At 58.5% G+C, this 11,287-nt stretch carries 23 protein-coding genes; 22 read left to right on the top strand and 1 reads right to left on the bottom strand.

All coding sequences use genetic code 11. The annotated features are described in order from the left end of the window. Nucleotides 1-68: 68 nt before the first annotated feature. Complete coding sequence (locus L53_RS09105) at nucleotides 69-482, bottom strand: GtrA family protein (protein WP_034814215.1); 414 nt, start codon at nucleotides 480-482, stop codon at nucleotides 69-71. A 160-nt stretch (nucleotides 483-642) separates the two neighbouring features. Here L53_RS09105 and L53_RS09100 point away from each other — a divergent pair, with 160 nt between their 5' ends. The 22 genes from L53_RS09100 (at nucleotide 643) to rpmD (ending at nucleotide 11,257) form a co-directional block, all read left to right on the top strand. Continuing rightward, nucleotides 643-1,392 carry a sulfotransferase gene (locus L53_RS09100; RefSeq protein WP_051607740.1) on the top strand — a complete coding sequence of 250 codons (750 nt, stop codon included), beginning with the start codon at nucleotides 643-645 and terminating at the stop codon, nucleotides 1,390-1,392. Nucleotides 1,393-1,527: 135 nt separating this feature from the next. Then, nucleotides 1,528-2,094, top strand: coding sequence for a DUF2059 domain-containing protein (locus tag L53_RS09095; protein WP_034814214.1), 567 nt, complete (start codon nucleotides 1,528-1,530; stop codon nucleotides 2,092-2,094). 217 nt (nucleotides 2,095-2,311) lie between these two features. Next, nucleotides 2,312-2,632 (top strand): 30S ribosomal protein S10, encoded by a 321-nt coding sequence (rpsJ, locus tag L53_RS09090; protein ID WP_027836784.1) that lies wholly within the window; start codon nucleotides 2,312-2,314, stop codon nucleotides 2,630-2,632. Further along, a complete protein-coding gene (rplC, locus tag L53_RS09085; RefSeq protein WP_034814213.1) occupies nucleotides 2,632-3,411 on the top strand; it encodes a 50S ribosomal protein L3 in 780 nt (259 codons plus the stop codon). The genes rpsJ and rplC overlap by 1 nt, the downstream gene beginning before the upstream one ends. Next, nucleotides 3,411-4,052 (top strand): 50S ribosomal protein L4, encoded by a 642-nt coding sequence (rplD, locus tag L53_RS09080; protein WP_034814212.1) that lies wholly within the window; start codon nucleotides 3,411-3,413, stop codon nucleotides 4,050-4,052. The genes rplC and rplD overlap by 1 nt, the downstream gene beginning before the upstream one ends. A 2-nt stretch (nucleotides 4,053-4,054) precedes the next feature. Then, nucleotides 4,055-4,354, top strand: a complete 300-nt coding sequence (locus L53_RS09075) for a 50S ribosomal protein L23 (protein ID WP_034814211.1) — start codon at nucleotides 4,055-4,057, stop codon at nucleotides 4,352-4,354. An 18-nt stretch (nucleotides 4,355-4,372) separates the two neighbouring features. After that, complete coding sequence (rplB, locus tag L53_RS09070; protein ID WP_034814210.1) at nucleotides 4,373-5,203, top strand: 50S ribosomal protein L2; 831 nt, start codon at nucleotides 4,373-4,375, stop codon at nucleotides 5,201-5,203. Nucleotides 5,204-5,218: 15 nt separating this feature from the next. Further along, complete coding sequence (rpsS, locus tag L53_RS09065; protein ID WP_034814209.1) at nucleotides 5,219-5,497, top strand: 30S ribosomal protein S19; 279 nt, start codon at nucleotides 5,219-5,221, stop codon at nucleotides 5,495-5,497. A gap of 2 nt (nucleotides 5,498-5,499) precedes the next feature. Beyond that, the gene (gene rplV / locus L53_RS09060; RefSeq protein WP_034814208.1) at nucleotides 5,500-5,889 is read left to right on the top strand and encodes a 50S ribosomal protein L22; all 390 of its coding nucleotides are present in this window, start codon (nucleotides 5,500-5,502) and stop codon (nucleotides 5,887-5,889) included. After that, complete coding sequence (gene rpsC, locus L53_RS09055) at nucleotides 5,889-6,626, top strand: 30S ribosomal protein S3 (RefSeq protein WP_034814207.1); 738 nt, start codon at nucleotides 5,889-5,891, stop codon at nucleotides 6,624-6,626. Before rplV ends, rpsC begins: the two co-directional genes overlap by 1 nt. A gap of 3 nt (nucleotides 6,627-6,629) precedes the next feature. Beyond that, nucleotides 6,630-7,046, top strand: coding sequence for a 50S ribosomal protein L16 (rplP, locus tag L53_RS09050; RefSeq protein ID WP_034814206.1), 417 nt, complete (start codon nucleotides 6,630-6,632; stop codon nucleotides 7,044-7,046). A gap of 2 nt (nucleotides 7,047-7,048) precedes the next feature. Next, the gene (gene rpmC / locus L53_RS09045) at nucleotides 7,049-7,249 is read left to right on the top strand and encodes a 50S ribosomal protein L29 (RefSeq protein WP_034814205.1); all 201 of its coding nucleotides are present in this window, start codon (nucleotides 7,049-7,051) and stop codon (nucleotides 7,247-7,249) included. A gap of 10 nt (nucleotides 7,250-7,259) precedes the next feature. Then, nucleotides 7,260-7,505 carry a 30S ribosomal protein S17 gene (gene rpsQ, locus L53_RS09040; protein WP_034814204.1) on the top strand — a complete coding sequence of 82 codons (246 nt, stop codon included), beginning with the start codon at nucleotides 7,260-7,262 and terminating at the stop codon, nucleotides 7,503-7,505. Further along, on the top strand, nucleotides 7,502-7,870 hold the full coding sequence (gene rplN, locus L53_RS09035; protein ID WP_034814203.1) for a 50S ribosomal protein L14: 369 nt from the start codon (nucleotides 7,502-7,504) through the stop codon (nucleotides 7,868-7,870). The genes rpsQ and rplN overlap by 4 nt, the downstream gene beginning before the upstream one ends. A 1-nt stretch (nucleotide 7,871) precedes the next feature. Further along, nucleotides 7,872-8,189 carry a 50S ribosomal protein L24 gene (gene rplX, locus L53_RS09030; protein ID WP_034814202.1) on the top strand — a complete coding sequence of 106 codons (318 nt, stop codon included), beginning with the start codon at nucleotides 7,872-7,874 and terminating at the stop codon, nucleotides 8,187-8,189. Next, complete coding sequence (gene rplE / locus L53_RS09025; RefSeq protein ID WP_034814200.1) at nucleotides 8,182-8,736, top strand: 50S ribosomal protein L5; 555 nt, start codon at nucleotides 8,182-8,184, stop codon at nucleotides 8,734-8,736. Before rplX ends, rplE begins: the two co-directional genes overlap by 8 nt. Before the next feature lie 19 nt (nucleotides 8,737-8,755). After that, on the top strand, nucleotides 8,756-9,061 hold the full coding sequence (gene rpsN, locus L53_RS09020) for a 30S ribosomal protein S14 (protein WP_034814198.1): 306 nt from the start codon (nucleotides 8,756-8,758) through the stop codon (nucleotides 9,059-9,061). An 18-nt stretch (nucleotides 9,062-9,079) separates the two neighbouring features. Next, nucleotides 9,080-9,475, top strand: coding sequence for a 30S ribosomal protein S8 (rpsH, locus tag L53_RS09015; protein WP_034814196.1), 396 nt, complete (start codon nucleotides 9,080-9,082; stop codon nucleotides 9,473-9,475). Nucleotides 9,476-9,485: 10 nt separating this feature from the next. Next, entirely contained in the window at nucleotides 9,486-10,097 is a 612-nt protein-coding gene (rplF, locus tag L53_RS09010) for a 50S ribosomal protein L6 (protein ID WP_034814190.1), read from the top strand. 4 nt (nucleotides 10,098-10,101) lie between these two features. After that, nucleotides 10,102-10,464 carry a 50S ribosomal protein L18 gene (gene rplR / locus L53_RS09005; protein ID WP_034814188.1) on the top strand — a complete coding sequence of 121 codons (363 nt, stop codon included), beginning with the start codon at nucleotides 10,102-10,104 and terminating at the stop codon, nucleotides 10,462-10,464. 11 nt (nucleotides 10,465-10,475) lie between these two features. Next, on the top strand, nucleotides 10,476-11,057 hold the full coding sequence (rpsE, locus tag L53_RS09000; RefSeq protein WP_034814187.1) for a 30S ribosomal protein S5: 582 nt from the start codon (nucleotides 10,476-10,478) through the stop codon (nucleotides 11,055-11,057). A gap of 14 nt (nucleotides 11,058-11,071) precedes the next feature. Further along, nucleotides 11,072-11,257 carry a 50S ribosomal protein L30 gene (rpmD, locus tag L53_RS08995; protein WP_034814186.1) on the top strand — a complete coding sequence of 62 codons (186 nt, stop codon included), beginning with the start codon at nucleotides 11,072-11,074 and terminating at the stop codon, nucleotides 11,255-11,257. The last annotated feature ends 30 nt before the right edge of the window (nucleotides 11,258-11,287 follow it).

Below are 11,287 nucleotides of genomic sequence, written 5' to 3'. Positions count from 1 at the left end.
GTAAGCCCTGTTCCCATCAGGCAGTAACGAGAAGGCCGTCCCATAAGGGGCGGCCTTTTTTATCAGCGTCAGGTGCGGGTGAAGACCCAGTATTTGTTGATCAGGAAATTGACCGTGAGCGATGCGGCCGCGCCCAATCCGAAATAGACGAGCGCCAGAGACGGACCGGGCGAACGCATCAGTTCCAGTGCTCCGATGATGCCGACACGCACACAGAAGGCTGCGCCGAGCGAGGTCAGGTTGCGAACAAGCCGACCTGACGAAACGGTTGAACTGTCATGCCCGAACGTCCAGAATTCATGGACAAAATAGAAAACCAGCCCGGTCACGATGAAGGCGATCGCTGCCGACAGGGTAAGGCTGAGCTGGCCGCCAAGCCGCAATGCCATGGTCAGCGCCAGATCCATGCCGAAGGCCGCAATGCTGGCCAAGCCATAGCGGACGGCCGGGCGGCTGAGCAGGGAAGACAGGGGAGGCTTCATCGGGGGCCTTCGGATGAGGGGCAGGTGAGACCGAAGTGTCCGTGAAAAGCGTGAGGCCTTGGTTAAACAAGGTGAATCGCGCATTCACCCTGCAACACTTTGCGACACAAGAACCGCATTCCGGCAAAATCAGGCAAGACACCCGCGCTATTCCGGATGCATGGCAAGACGCATCGATTTCATCATAGCCGGCGTTCAAAAGGCCGGCACCACGTCGCTGGACGCATATTTGCGCCAGCATCCCGATATCTGCATGGCGAAGAAGAAAGAACCGCACTTCTTCGACAGGCGCCCGCCAACGGGCATCCGCCCGCTGGACTACTGGCTGTATCATCGCCACTTCGATTGGAAGGCCTGGCGCGACGGGTGCATGCTGGGCGAGGCGACGCCGATCATCAGCTGGTGGAGCGGCGCGCTGGAACGGGTCTGGGTGTATAATCCCGATATCCAGATCATCGTGATCCTGCGCGATCCGGTGGAGCGTGCCTGGTCTCACTATCGCATGGATTGCCGGCTGGGACGCGAAACGCTGCCCTATCCGATTGCGATCCGCCAGGAGCGCGAACGCGCCCGCCGGGCCTTGCCAAATCAGGACCGGGAACGCTCATACCTGGCGCGCAGCTATTACGCGCCTCAGATCCGGGAGCTGAGGCGGTTGTTTCCCGATGATCAGCTCCTGTTCCTGCGCAGCGAAGACCTCGCAGCCGATCCGCAGCGAGAGCTGACCACAGTTTGCCAGTTCATGGGTTTGCCTGCGCGCAAATTTGACGTCTCCACCCAGTACAATGCGGCGCCCGAAGCTGACCGGATGAGTTCAGATGACCGGGACTATCTGCGCCGTGTCTTCGCGCACGACGCGGCCGAAACCCGCGCCCTTCTGGGCTGGGACCAAGGCGCATGGAGCGTGTGAGGGCAGGGCTGGCGCCACGCCCTCTTGCCTCATGGGCGAGAGGGGCGGTCCCATGCAAGAACGAAGGAAGTAGCTTTTCATTTCCAGGGCTCCCAGTAGACTTGTGGCCTACTGCATCTGGAAAGCTGACACGTCATGAAACGCATTCTTCCCGCTATAGTGCTGATCTTACTGTTTGGCGCACCCGTTGCGGCTGATCCCATGGAAGATGCCTACTATATTGTGGAACAGACCGCGACGCGGGATCAATACGAAGGTGCCTTGGCGGTCATGGCCGACCTCATGCTGGGAAATCTTCAGAATGAACTTACCAAGAATGGTGAAACCATATCCGATGACGCCGCAGACGTGGCCATTCAAATGCTGACAGCCCACATGACAGACGCCTTGTTGGAAGGCATGCGTGAGCCCATAGCAAAGGCCTATGTCTACAATCTTTCTCCTGACGCTTTAGAGGCATATCGTGCGTTCCTGGAAACGCCGGAGGGGCAGGAGATTTCTATGGCTAGCGCTGCGATTATGCGCGAAAGCCTGAAGATAGGCGAACAGGTGGGAGCCAGTATCGCCGGACCCGCTGTGGCGGCCATGCAAGATGACATGAGAAACGAGAATTGGCCTGCTGGAACGCTGAAATCCACCCAATTCGAATTGCGGGCCCTGTTCGATTTGCCACCCGTCTCGGAAATGCCGCCTGAGCGATAGAGACTGAGAGTTTTACCCCTGTGAGTCTTTCTGCATAAAAGCTTCACGACTCAGTTGACGCGGGCCTATCGATCCCATAAACCCCCGACTTCGCCGGGATGGCAGCGCTTTATAGAGCGAACGCTCCCTCGAAACAGACAATTTAATCCCACGCTACGCCCTGGCGCACTTCTGCGCCACGTTGGGGCTAACGTGTTTTGTGCGGACGGACCGAACGATGGAACGACAAAATATCCGGATCAGGCTCAAGGCCTTCGATCACCGCGCCCTCGACATGTCGGCGAAAGAGATTGTGAGCACGGCCAAGCGCACCGGCGCTGAGGTCAAAGGCCCGATCCCGCTGCCGACCCGTATCGAGCGCTTCACCGTGAACCGCTCGCCGCACATCGACAAGAAGTCGCGCGAGCAGTTTGAAATCCGGACCCATAAGCGGATCCTCGACATTGTAGACCCGACCCCGCAGACCGTGGACGCGCTGATGAAGCTCGACCTGTCGTCCGGCGTTGGCATTGAAATCAAACTTGAGGGAGGCCGCTAATGGCTCTGCCAGCACCCCGTTCCGGCGTGCTTGCCCGCAAGGTTGGCATGACACGCGTATTTGACGAGAGCGGCCGCCACGTGCCGGTCACCGTCCTGTCGCTTGATGGCTGCCAAGTTGTTGGCGTGCGCACTGAAGAAGAGCGCGCCGTGAAGACCAAGAAGGGTGGCGACGTCACCCGCACGGACGGCTACCAGGCTGTCATTCTCGGCATCGGCGAAAAGAAAGCCAAGCGCACGTCGAAGGCGCTGCGCGGCCAGTTCGCAAAAGCCGGCGTCGCACCGAAGCGCAAGCTGCGCGAATTCCGCGTCTCTGGCGACCTGCCGGAAGTTGGCGCTGAAGTCCTGGCTGACCATTTCGTTCCGGGTCAGAAAGTTGACATTGCCGGCATCACGATCGGTAAGGGTTTTGCCGGTGCGATGAAGCGCTGGAACTTTGGTGGTCTGCGCGCCACGCACGGTGTGTCCATCTCTCACCGTTCGCACGGTTCGACGGGTATGAACCAGGATCCGGGCCGCGTGTTCAAGAACAAGAAAATGGCCGGTCACTACGGCGTTGAGCGTGTCACGACCCAGAACATGGAAGTGGTTCGCACCGACGTTGAGCGCGGCCTCATCCTGGTCAAGGGCGCTGTGCCTGGCCATGACGGCAGCTATGTTGAAGTCCGCGACGCGGTGAAGAAGCCTCTTCCGGCTGATGCGCCAGCGGCTGGCTCCTTCAAGGCGGCGAGCGCGGATGCCGCGCCAGCAGCTGAAGCAACTCAAGAGGGTGCTGAATAATGGAACTCGCAGTCAAAACCCTTGCCGGCAAAGCCGCTGGAAACATCACGGTTGATGATGCCATCTTCGGCATCGAAGACATCCGTGGTGACATCCTGCAGCGCACGGTTCGCTGGCAGCTGGCCAAGCGCCAGGCTGGTACGCACAAGACCCAGACCCGCGGCGAAGTCAGCCGCACCACGAAGAAGTATATCCGCCAGAAAGGTTCCGGCGGCGCGCGTCACGGGTCCCGGAATGCGCCGATCTTTGTTGGTGGTTCTGTTGCGCACGGACCAAAAGTCCGCAGCCACGCTCACGACCTGCCTAAAAAGGTCCGCAAGATGGCTCTGGCTCATGCCCTGTCTTCCAAGGTGAAGGCGGATGCGGTCATTGTGCTGGACGAGGCGATCCTGTCGGCTCCGAAAACGAAAGAGTTGGTCGGTCAGTTCGCGGGTCTCGGTATCGAGAACGCGCTGATCATCTCCGGCACGACCGTGGACGAGAATTTCGCTAAGGCAGCCCGCAACATTCCGAACGTCGACGTGCTGCCGGTTGCTGGCCTGAATGTCTATGACATCCTGCGCCGCAAGAAGCTCGTCATCACCAAGGAAGCGGCCGAAGGCATCAAGGCCCGTTTCGATGGCGCGAAGGAGGCTAAGTAATCATGGCCGACGTAAAAGAACATCACTACGACGTCATCCGTCGCCCACTGATCACCGAGAAATCGACTCTGGTGGCTGAAGACAACAAGATTGTCTTCGAAGTGGCGATCGACGCTGACAAGAAAGCGATCAAGGACGCTGTCGAGGCGCTCTTCAAGGTCGAAGTAACCAAGGTCAACACTCTGGTCCAAAAGGGCAAGACGAAGCGTTTTCGTGGCTATGAAGGTCGTCGCAACGACATGAAAAAAGCCATTGTGACGCTCGCCGAGGGTCAGTCCGTCGACATCACGACGGGCCTCTAGGGGAGAAGGACGAGAAACATGGCACTTAAGACTTTCAATCCAACCTCCCCAGGACGCCGCCAGCTTGTGCTGGTGGACAAATCCGACCTTCACAAGGGCAAGCCCGTCAAGGCGCTGACCGAAGGTCTGACCAAGAAGGGTGGACGCAACAATACGGGTCGTATCACAGCTCGCCGCATCGGTGGCGGCGCCAAGAAGCTGTACCGCAAGGTCGACTTCAAGCGTAACCGCTGGGACATGCCGGCAACTGTTGAGCGTCTGGAATACGATCCGAACCGCACGGCTTTCATCGCCCTGATCAAGTACGAAGACGGCCAGCTGTCCTACATCATCGCGCCACAGCGCCTTGAAGTTGGTGACACGGTGGTCACGTCCAAGACGGCTGACATCAAGCCGGGCAACACGCTTCCGCTGAAAAGCATTCCGGTCGGTACGATCATTCACAACATCGAGCTGAAGCCTCAGAAGGGCGCGCAGATGGTTCGCTCCGCTGGCACCTATGCCCAGCTGGTCGGTCGTGATGGTGGTTATGCCCAGATCAAGCTGACCTCCGGCGAGCTTCGCATGGTGATGGACAGCTGCCTGGCAACCGTCGGCGCCGTGTCCAACCCGGACAATATGAACCAGGTTCTGTCCAAGGCAGGCCGCAAGCGTCACATGGGCAAGCGCCCGTCTGTCCGCGGTGTTGTCATGAACCCGGTCGACCACCCACACGGTGGTGGTGAAGGCAAGTCGTCCGGTGGACGTCACCCAGTGACGCCATGGGGCAAGAAAACACGCGGTCCGAAGACCCGTAAAAACAAGGCAACGGATCGTCTGATCATCCGTCGCCGTAACGCGAAACGCTAAGAGGAGCCGCAAGACATGCCACGTTCTGTCTGGAAAGGCCCGTTCGTAGACGGCTATCTGCTCAAGAAAGCAGAAGAAGCGCGCGCCTCTGAAAAGCGCGTTGTGATCAAGACCTGGTCGCGCCGTTCAACGATCCTGCCTAACTTTGTCGGCCTGAATTTCCAGGTCCACAATGGCAACAAATTCATCCCGGTTTCCGTCTCTGAGGAAATGGTCGGTCACAAGTTCGGCGAGTTCGCGCCAACGCGGTCCTACTATGGCCACGGTGCGGACAAGAAAGCGAAGAGGAAGTAGTCATGGCTAAAGCCAAGAATCCTCCGAAGCAGGCTTCGAATGAATCGCGCGCTGTTCTGCGCATGTACCGTTCGAGCCCGCAGAAGCTGAACCTTCTGGCTCAGCAGATCCGCGGCATGCCGGTCGAGCGTGCGCTGGCTCAGTTGCAGTTCTCGCCGAAGCGTCCTGCCCAGGATGTCCGCAAGCTGCTGCAAAGCGCCATCGCGAACGCCGAGAACAATCACGGCCTCGACATCGACAGCCTCGTCATTGCAGAAGCGCATGTCGGCAAGAACCTCGTGATGAAGCGTATTCGCGCCCGTGCTCGTGGCCGCGCTGCTCGCATCCAGAAGCCATTCTCGCAGATGACCATCATCCTGCGTGACACCTCAGTTGAAGCGGAGGCCGCATAATGGGTCAGAAAGTAAATCCGATCGGCCTGCGTCTGGGCATCAACCGGACGTCTGACAGCCGCTGGTATGCCGACACGGCCGACTTCGGTCGCCTGCTGCACGAAGACATCGCGATCCGCAAGGAAATCCGCAAGCGTCTGAAGCAAGCCGGCATCTCGAAGATCATCATCGAGCGTCCGCACAAGAAATGTCTCGTCACGATCCACACGGCACGTCCGGGTCTCGTGATCGGCAAGAAGGGCGGCGACATCGAAGCGCTTCGCAAAGTTCTGTCAAAGATGACGACCGACGAAGTTCGCGTGAACCTGGTTGAAATCCGCAAGCCGGAAATCGACGCCACGCTGATCGCCGACGACATCGCTCGCCAGCTTGAGCGCCGTGCCTCGTTCCGTCGTACCATGAAGCGAGCCATCCAGTCCGCCATGCGCCTCGGCGCTGACGGTGTGAAGATCATGGTGTCCGGTCGTCTTGGCGGCGCAGAGATTGCGCGTACCGAGAAGTATGCAGAAGGCTCCGTGCCGCTGCACACGCTGCGCGCCGACATTGATTACGGCACTGCAGAAGCGGCCACCACTTACGGCATCATCGGCATCAAGGTCTGGGTCTACAAAGGCGAGATCATGGAGCACGACCCGATGGCTCAGGACAAGCGTCTGGAATCTTCCGGCCAGTCCCGTGCACGTGCCAATGCAAACCAGCGCGGACCGGCCACCGGCGCGCAAGCCTCCGGAGCGTAAAAGATGCGTCAACCGAAGCGAACCAAATTCCGTAAGGCCTTCAAGGGCCAGATCCGGGGCAATGCCAAGGGCGGTTCATCGCTGGCATTCGGCGAGTTTGGCCTGAAGGCTCTCGAGCCGGAGCGGGTCACCGCGCGCCAGATCGAGGCAACCCGTCGGGCTGTCACGCGTCACATGAAGCGTCAGGGCAAAGTGTGGATCCGTGTATTCCCGGACCTGCCAGTGTCGGCGAAGCCGATTGAAGTCCGGATGGGTAAAGGTAAAGGCTCTGTCGACCGTTGGGTCGCCCGTGTCGCACCTGGTCGCATCCTGTTCGAAATCGACGGCGTGTCTGAGGATGTCGCACGCGAGGCCCTGCGCCTCGGCGCTGCGAAGCTTCCGATCAAGACGAAAGTCGTCAAGCGGATTGAGGGTATCTGATCATGAAAGCCCAAGATGTAAGAACGAAAAGCCTCGACCAGCTCAAGGATGAGCTCGTCAAGCTGAAGAAAGAGCAGTTCAACCTGCGTTTCCAGACGGCCACCGGCCAACTGGAAAAAACGGCCCGAGTGAAGGAAGTCCGCCGCGATATTGCACGCGTCAAGACGATCCTTCGCGAAAAAGCCGAAGCAGGTCAGGCGTAGGAGAGAGATCATGCCAAAGCGTATTATGGAAGGCGTCGTGGTCTCTGCCAAGCAGAACAAGACCGCAATCGTCCGTGTAGAGCGGACCTTCACCCACTCTGTGATGAAGAAGATTGTTCGCCGCTCTAAGAAGTATCACGCCCATGACGAAGCCAATGCGGCTGTCGAGGGTCAAATTGTAACGATCCAGGAGTGCGTTCCGCATTCCAAACTGAAACGCTGGGAACTTGTGACCGGCGGGGAAGGTGACGCATGATCCAGATGCAATCAAACCTTCGCGTCGCCGACAATTCCGGCGCGCGCCGCGTTCAGTGCATCAAGGTGCTGGGTGGCGCAGGCCGCCGGTATGCATCGGTTGGTGACGTGATCGTGGTGTCCATCAAGGAAGCAATTCCTACGGGCCGCGTGAAGAAGGGTGACGTCCGCAAGGCTGTCGTCGTTCGCGTGGCAAAGGACATCAACCGCCCGGATGGCACGACCATTCGTTTCGACTCAAACGCTGCCGTTCTCATCAATACCAATGGTGAGCCAATCGGCACTCGTGTGTTTGGCCCGGTCCCGCGTGAACTGCGCGGCAAGAACCAGGTCAAGATCGCGAACATGGCCCCGGAGGTCTTGTAAGATGGCTGCTAAGATCAAAAAAGGCGACTCCGTTGTCGTGATCGCAGGCCGCGACAAAGGTACCAAAGGCGAAGTGCTGAAAGTGCTGGTCGACGAGGATCGCGTTGTTGTGCGCGGTGTGAACGTCGTCAAGAAGCACCAGAAGCCGAGCCAGATGGACCCCGGTGGTCTGAAGTCTTTCGAAGCACCGATCCACGTATCCAACGTGGCTCATGCCGATCCGCGCGACGGAAAAGCAGTGCGTGTTGGTTTCAAAACTGATGAGCATGGCCGCAAGACGCGCTTTGCCAAACGCTCAGGGGAGTCCATCGATGTCTAAGGCATACGAACCCCGTCTCAAGACGAAGTACCGTGAAGAGATCCGGGCCAAGCTGCAGGAGCAGTTCAAGTATTCGAACCCGATGAAGGTTCCGAAACTGGACAAGGTCGTGATCAATATGGGTGTCGGCGAAGCTGTCTCCGACTCCAAGAAGATCAAGGCTGCCCTGGCCGAGCTCGAACTGATCGCAGGCCAAAAGCCTGTCGCCACCAAGGCACGCAAGTCGATCGCTGGCTTCAAGCTGCGCGAAGGCATGCTGATCGGTGCGAAAGTGACCCTGCGCCGTGAGCGCATGTACGAGTTCCTTGACCGGCTCACCAATATTGCGCTGCCGCGCGTGAAGGATTTCCGTGGACTGAACGGAAAGAGCTTCGACGGCATGGGCAATTACGCCATGGGCCTCAAAGAACACATCGTTTTCCCGGAGATCAATTACGATCAGGTGGAAGATATTCGCGGTATGGACATCATCGTCTGCACCACGGCTGAAACCAACGAAGAAGCCAAGGCACTCCTCGCCGAGTGTGGCTTCCCGTTCCGGAACTAGCGCCAGGAGATCTGCTGATATGGCAAAGAAGAGCGCAATCGAGAAGAACAAGAAGCGTCAGAAGCTTGTCGAAAAGTACGCTGCAAAGCGTGCCGAGCTGAAGGCCGTCGCCATGAATGAGGACCTTTCACTGGAAGAGCGCTTCAAGGCACGTCTCAAGCTTGCTGAACTTCCACGTAACTCGGCCCCAAACCGTGTGCGTAATCGCTGTGAAGTAACCGGGCGTCCGCGCGGCTACTATCGCAAACTCAAAATGTCGCGGATCGCGCTGCGTGAGCTTGGCTCAAACGGTCAGATCCCCGGTCTCGTGAAGTCCAGCTGGTAAGAGAGGAGGATATCAAAGATGAACATTTCTGATCCCCTCGGAGATATGCTGACACGCATCCGCAACGCTCAGATGCGCGGCATGTCTAAAGTCGTCACGCCGTCTTCGAAACTTCGTATTCGCGTCCTGGAGGTTCTCATCAATGAGGGCTTCATCCGCGGCTACACCGAAGTTGAAAAAGACGGTCACAAGAATATTGATATCGAGCTGAAGTACTATGAAGGTCAGCCAGTGATCTCGGAGATCAAACGTGTCTCCAAGCCAGGTCGCCGGGTGTATTCTTCTGTCTCCGACATTCCGCTGGTGCGCAATGGTCTGGGCATTTCGATCCTTTCGACTTCGAAAGGCGTTATGTCTGACAATTCTGCCCGCAGCGAGAATGTAGGCGGCGAAGTGCTCTGCCGCGTATTCTAGGAGAGCTATCATGTCACGTATTGGTAAACTCCCGATCGAAGTTCCGAATGGCACGACCGTCTCGGTCGAAGGTCAGACGATCAAGGCAAAAGGCTCCAAGGGTGAGCTTTCGCTGGTCCTGTCTGAGCTGATCACGCCAAAGCTCGAGAACAACGAGCTGACCGTTTCGCCGCGCGAAGATCTCGTGCAGGCTGCAAATGACCGTATCGAGGCTGAAAAGGCTCGGGGTCGTCGCCTGCCAACCTTCGCTGAAGCCCTTGATTCCAAGGCCCGTACGCAGTGGGGCACCGCTCGTGCCCGCGCCGCGAACATGGTCGAAGGCGTTTCGAATGGATATTCGAAGACGCTGGAACTGGTTGGCGTTGGTTATCGTGCCCAAATGCAGGGTACCGATCTCAAGCTCGCACTCGGCTTCTCGCACGATGTGATCTTCAAGGCTCCGGACGGCATCAAGCTGGAAGCGCCGAAGCCAACCGAGATCATCGTCTCTGGTGCAGACAAACAGTCTGTTGGTCAGGTTGCTGCCGAACTCCGCGAATTCCGTCCGCCTGAGCCATACAAAGGCAAGGGTATCCGTTATCAGGGCGAATATGTCCGCCGCAAGGAAGGCAAGAAGAAGTAAGCCCATGAAAAGCTCACGCGATAAGATGCTGCGCCGCGCCCAGCGGGTTCGTACCAAGCTCCGCAAGGTTGCTGAGGGTCGTCCACGCCTGTCGGTTGCGCGCAGCCACAAGAATATCTCCGCCCAGATCATCGATGACGAAAAAGGCATTACGCTCGCTTCGGCTTCGACGCTGGAAAAGGATGTGCTCGGCTCGGCCAAGACCGGTGGTGACGCCGCTGCGGCTACCCTCGTCGGCAAGACGCTCGCAGAGCGCGCGAAAGAAGCAGGCGTCGAAGACGTCGTCTTTGATCGTGGCGGTTACATGTTCCACGGCCGGGTGAAAGCCCTGGCAGACGCCGCCCGTGAGGGCGGTCTCAAATTCTAAGGAGAGGCCCTATGGCTGAAGAAAGAGGAAGAGGCCGCCGGAATCGCGATCGCGACGAGGAGCAGTCCGACATCGTCGACAAGCTGGTTGGTATCAACCGCGTCGCGAAGACGGTCAAAGGCGGTAAGAATTTCGGTTTTGCAGCCCTGGTTGTCGTTGGTGACCAGAAGGGCCGCGCAGGGTTCGGCAAGGGTAAAGCCCGCGAAGTGCCTGAGGCGATCCGCAAAGCCACAGAAGAAGCCAAGCGCAACATGGTTCGCGTGCCGCTTCGCGAAGGTCGCACTCTGCATCATGATGGCCGTGGCCGTCACGGCGCAGGCAAGGTTGTGCTGCGTGCAGCGCCTCCAGGTACCGGCGTGATCGCAGGTGGTCCGATGCGTGCTGTCATGGAAGTTCTGGGTGTTCAGGACGTGGTCGGCAAGTCGATCGGTTCCTCCAACCCGTACAACATGGTGCGTGCAACGTTTGATGCGCTTAAAGAGCAGAACAGCCCGCGGACCGTTGCGTCCAAGCGTGGCCTGAAGGTTCAGGATGTCGTCGGTCGCCGCAATGATGGCGCGTCCGAAGCCGGCATGGCTGACGCGACGAACTAGGGAAGGGCACGAAAATGGCTAAAAGCAAAGTCACTGTTCGCCAGGTTGGCAGCCCGATTGGCCGTCGTCCTGAGCAGCGCCAGACCCTGATGGGGCTGGGCCTGAACAAGGTCGGCCGCACCAAGGAACTCGAAGATACGCCGTCCGTGCGGGGCATGATCCGCAAGGTGGCTCACCTGGTTGAGGTGGTTGGCGAGTAATCGCCACCATTCGCAGCCGCACGATATCGA

Source organism: Hyphomonas sp. L-53-1-40 (assembly GCF_000682775.1).
In the GTDB taxonomy this organism is placed as follows: domain Bacteria; phylum Pseudomonadota; class Alphaproteobacteria; order Caulobacterales; family Hyphomonadaceae; genus Hyphomonas.
The sequence above is the reverse complement of the archived record's forward strand: the minus strand, read 5'-3'. Positions and strand labels throughout refer to the sequence as shown.

Bases quoted from the DNA above. Each gene is read 5' to 3' on its own strand.
- rplN (WP_034814203.1), top strand. From the start codon at position 7,502: ATGATCCAGATGCAATCAAACCTTCGCGTCGCCGACAATTCCGGCGCG.
- rpsJ (WP_027836784.1), top strand. From the start codon at position 2,312: ATGGAACGACAAAATATCCGGATCAGGCTCAAGGCCTTCGATCACCGC.
- rplB (WP_034814210.1), top strand. From the start codon at position 4,373: ATGGCACTTAAGACTTTCAATCCAACCTCCCCAGGACGCCGCCAGCTT.
- L53_RS09100 (WP_051607740.1), top strand. From the start codon at position 643: ATGGCAAGACGCATCGATTTCATCATAGCCGGCGTTCAAAAGGCCGGC.
- rplD (WP_034814212.1), top strand. From the start codon at position 3,411: ATGGAACTCGCAGTCAAAACCCTTGCCGGCAAAGCCGCTGGAAACATC.
- rpsH (WP_034814196.1), top strand. From the start codon at position 9,080: ATGAACATTTCTGATCCCCTCGGAGATATGCTGACACGCATCCGCAAC.
- rplX (WP_034814202.1), top strand. From the start codon at position 7,872: ATGGCTGCTAAGATCAAAAAAGGCGACTCCGTTGTCGTGATCGCAGGC.
- rplC (WP_034814213.1), top strand. From the start codon at position 2,632: ATGGCTCTGCCAGCACCCCGTTCCGGCGTGCTTGCCCGCAAGGTTGGC.
- rpmC (WP_034814205.1), top strand. From the start codon at position 7,049: ATGAAAGCCCAAGATGTAAGAACGAAAAGCCTCGACCAGCTCAAGGAT.
- L53_RS09095 (WP_034814214.1), top strand. From the start codon at position 1,528: ATGAAACGCATTCTTCCCGCTATAGTGCTGATCTTACTGTTTGGCGCA.
- L53_RS09105 (WP_034814215.1), bottom strand. From the start codon at position 482: ATGAAGCCTCCCCTGTCTTCCCTGCTCAGCCGCCCGGCCGTCCGCTAT.
- L53_RS09075 (WP_034814211.1), top strand. From the start codon at position 4,055: ATGGCCGACGTAAAAGAACATCACTACGACGTCATCCGTCGCCCACTG.
- rplR (WP_034814188.1), top strand. From the start codon at position 10,102: ATGAAAAGCTCACGCGATAAGATGCTGCGCCGCGCCCAGCGGGTTCGT.
- rplF (WP_034814190.1), top strand. From the start codon at position 9,486: ATGTCACGTATTGGTAAACTCCCGATCGAAGTTCCGAATGGCACGACC.
- rplP (WP_034814206.1), top strand. From the start codon at position 6,630: ATGCGTCAACCGAAGCGAACCAAATTCCGTAAGGCCTTCAAGGGCCAG.
- rplE (WP_034814200.1), top strand. From the start codon at position 8,182: ATGTCTAAGGCATACGAACCCCGTCTCAAGACGAAGTACCGTGAAGAG.
- rpsN (WP_034814198.1), top strand. From the start codon at position 8,756: ATGGCAAAGAAGAGCGCAATCGAGAAGAACAAGAAGCGTCAGAAGCTT.
- rpsS (WP_034814209.1), top strand. From the start codon at position 5,219: ATGCCACGTTCTGTCTGGAAAGGCCCGTTCGTAGACGGCTATCTGCTC.
- rpsQ (WP_034814204.1), top strand. From the start codon at position 7,260: ATGCCAAAGCGTATTATGGAAGGCGTCGTGGTCTCTGCCAAGCAGAAC.
- rplV (WP_034814208.1), top strand. From the start codon at position 5,500: ATGGCTAAAGCCAAGAATCCTCCGAAGCAGGCTTCGAATGAATCGCGC.
- rpsC (WP_034814207.1), top strand. From the start codon at position 5,889: ATGGGTCAGAAAGTAAATCCGATCGGCCTGCGTCTGGGCATCAACCGG.
- rpsE (WP_034814187.1), top strand. From the start codon at position 10,476: ATGGCTGAAGAAAGAGGAAGAGGCCGCCGGAATCGCGATCGCGACGAG.
- rpmD (WP_034814186.1), top strand. From the start codon at position 11,072: ATGGCTAAAAGCAAAGTCACTGTTCGCCAGGTTGGCAGCCCGATTGGC.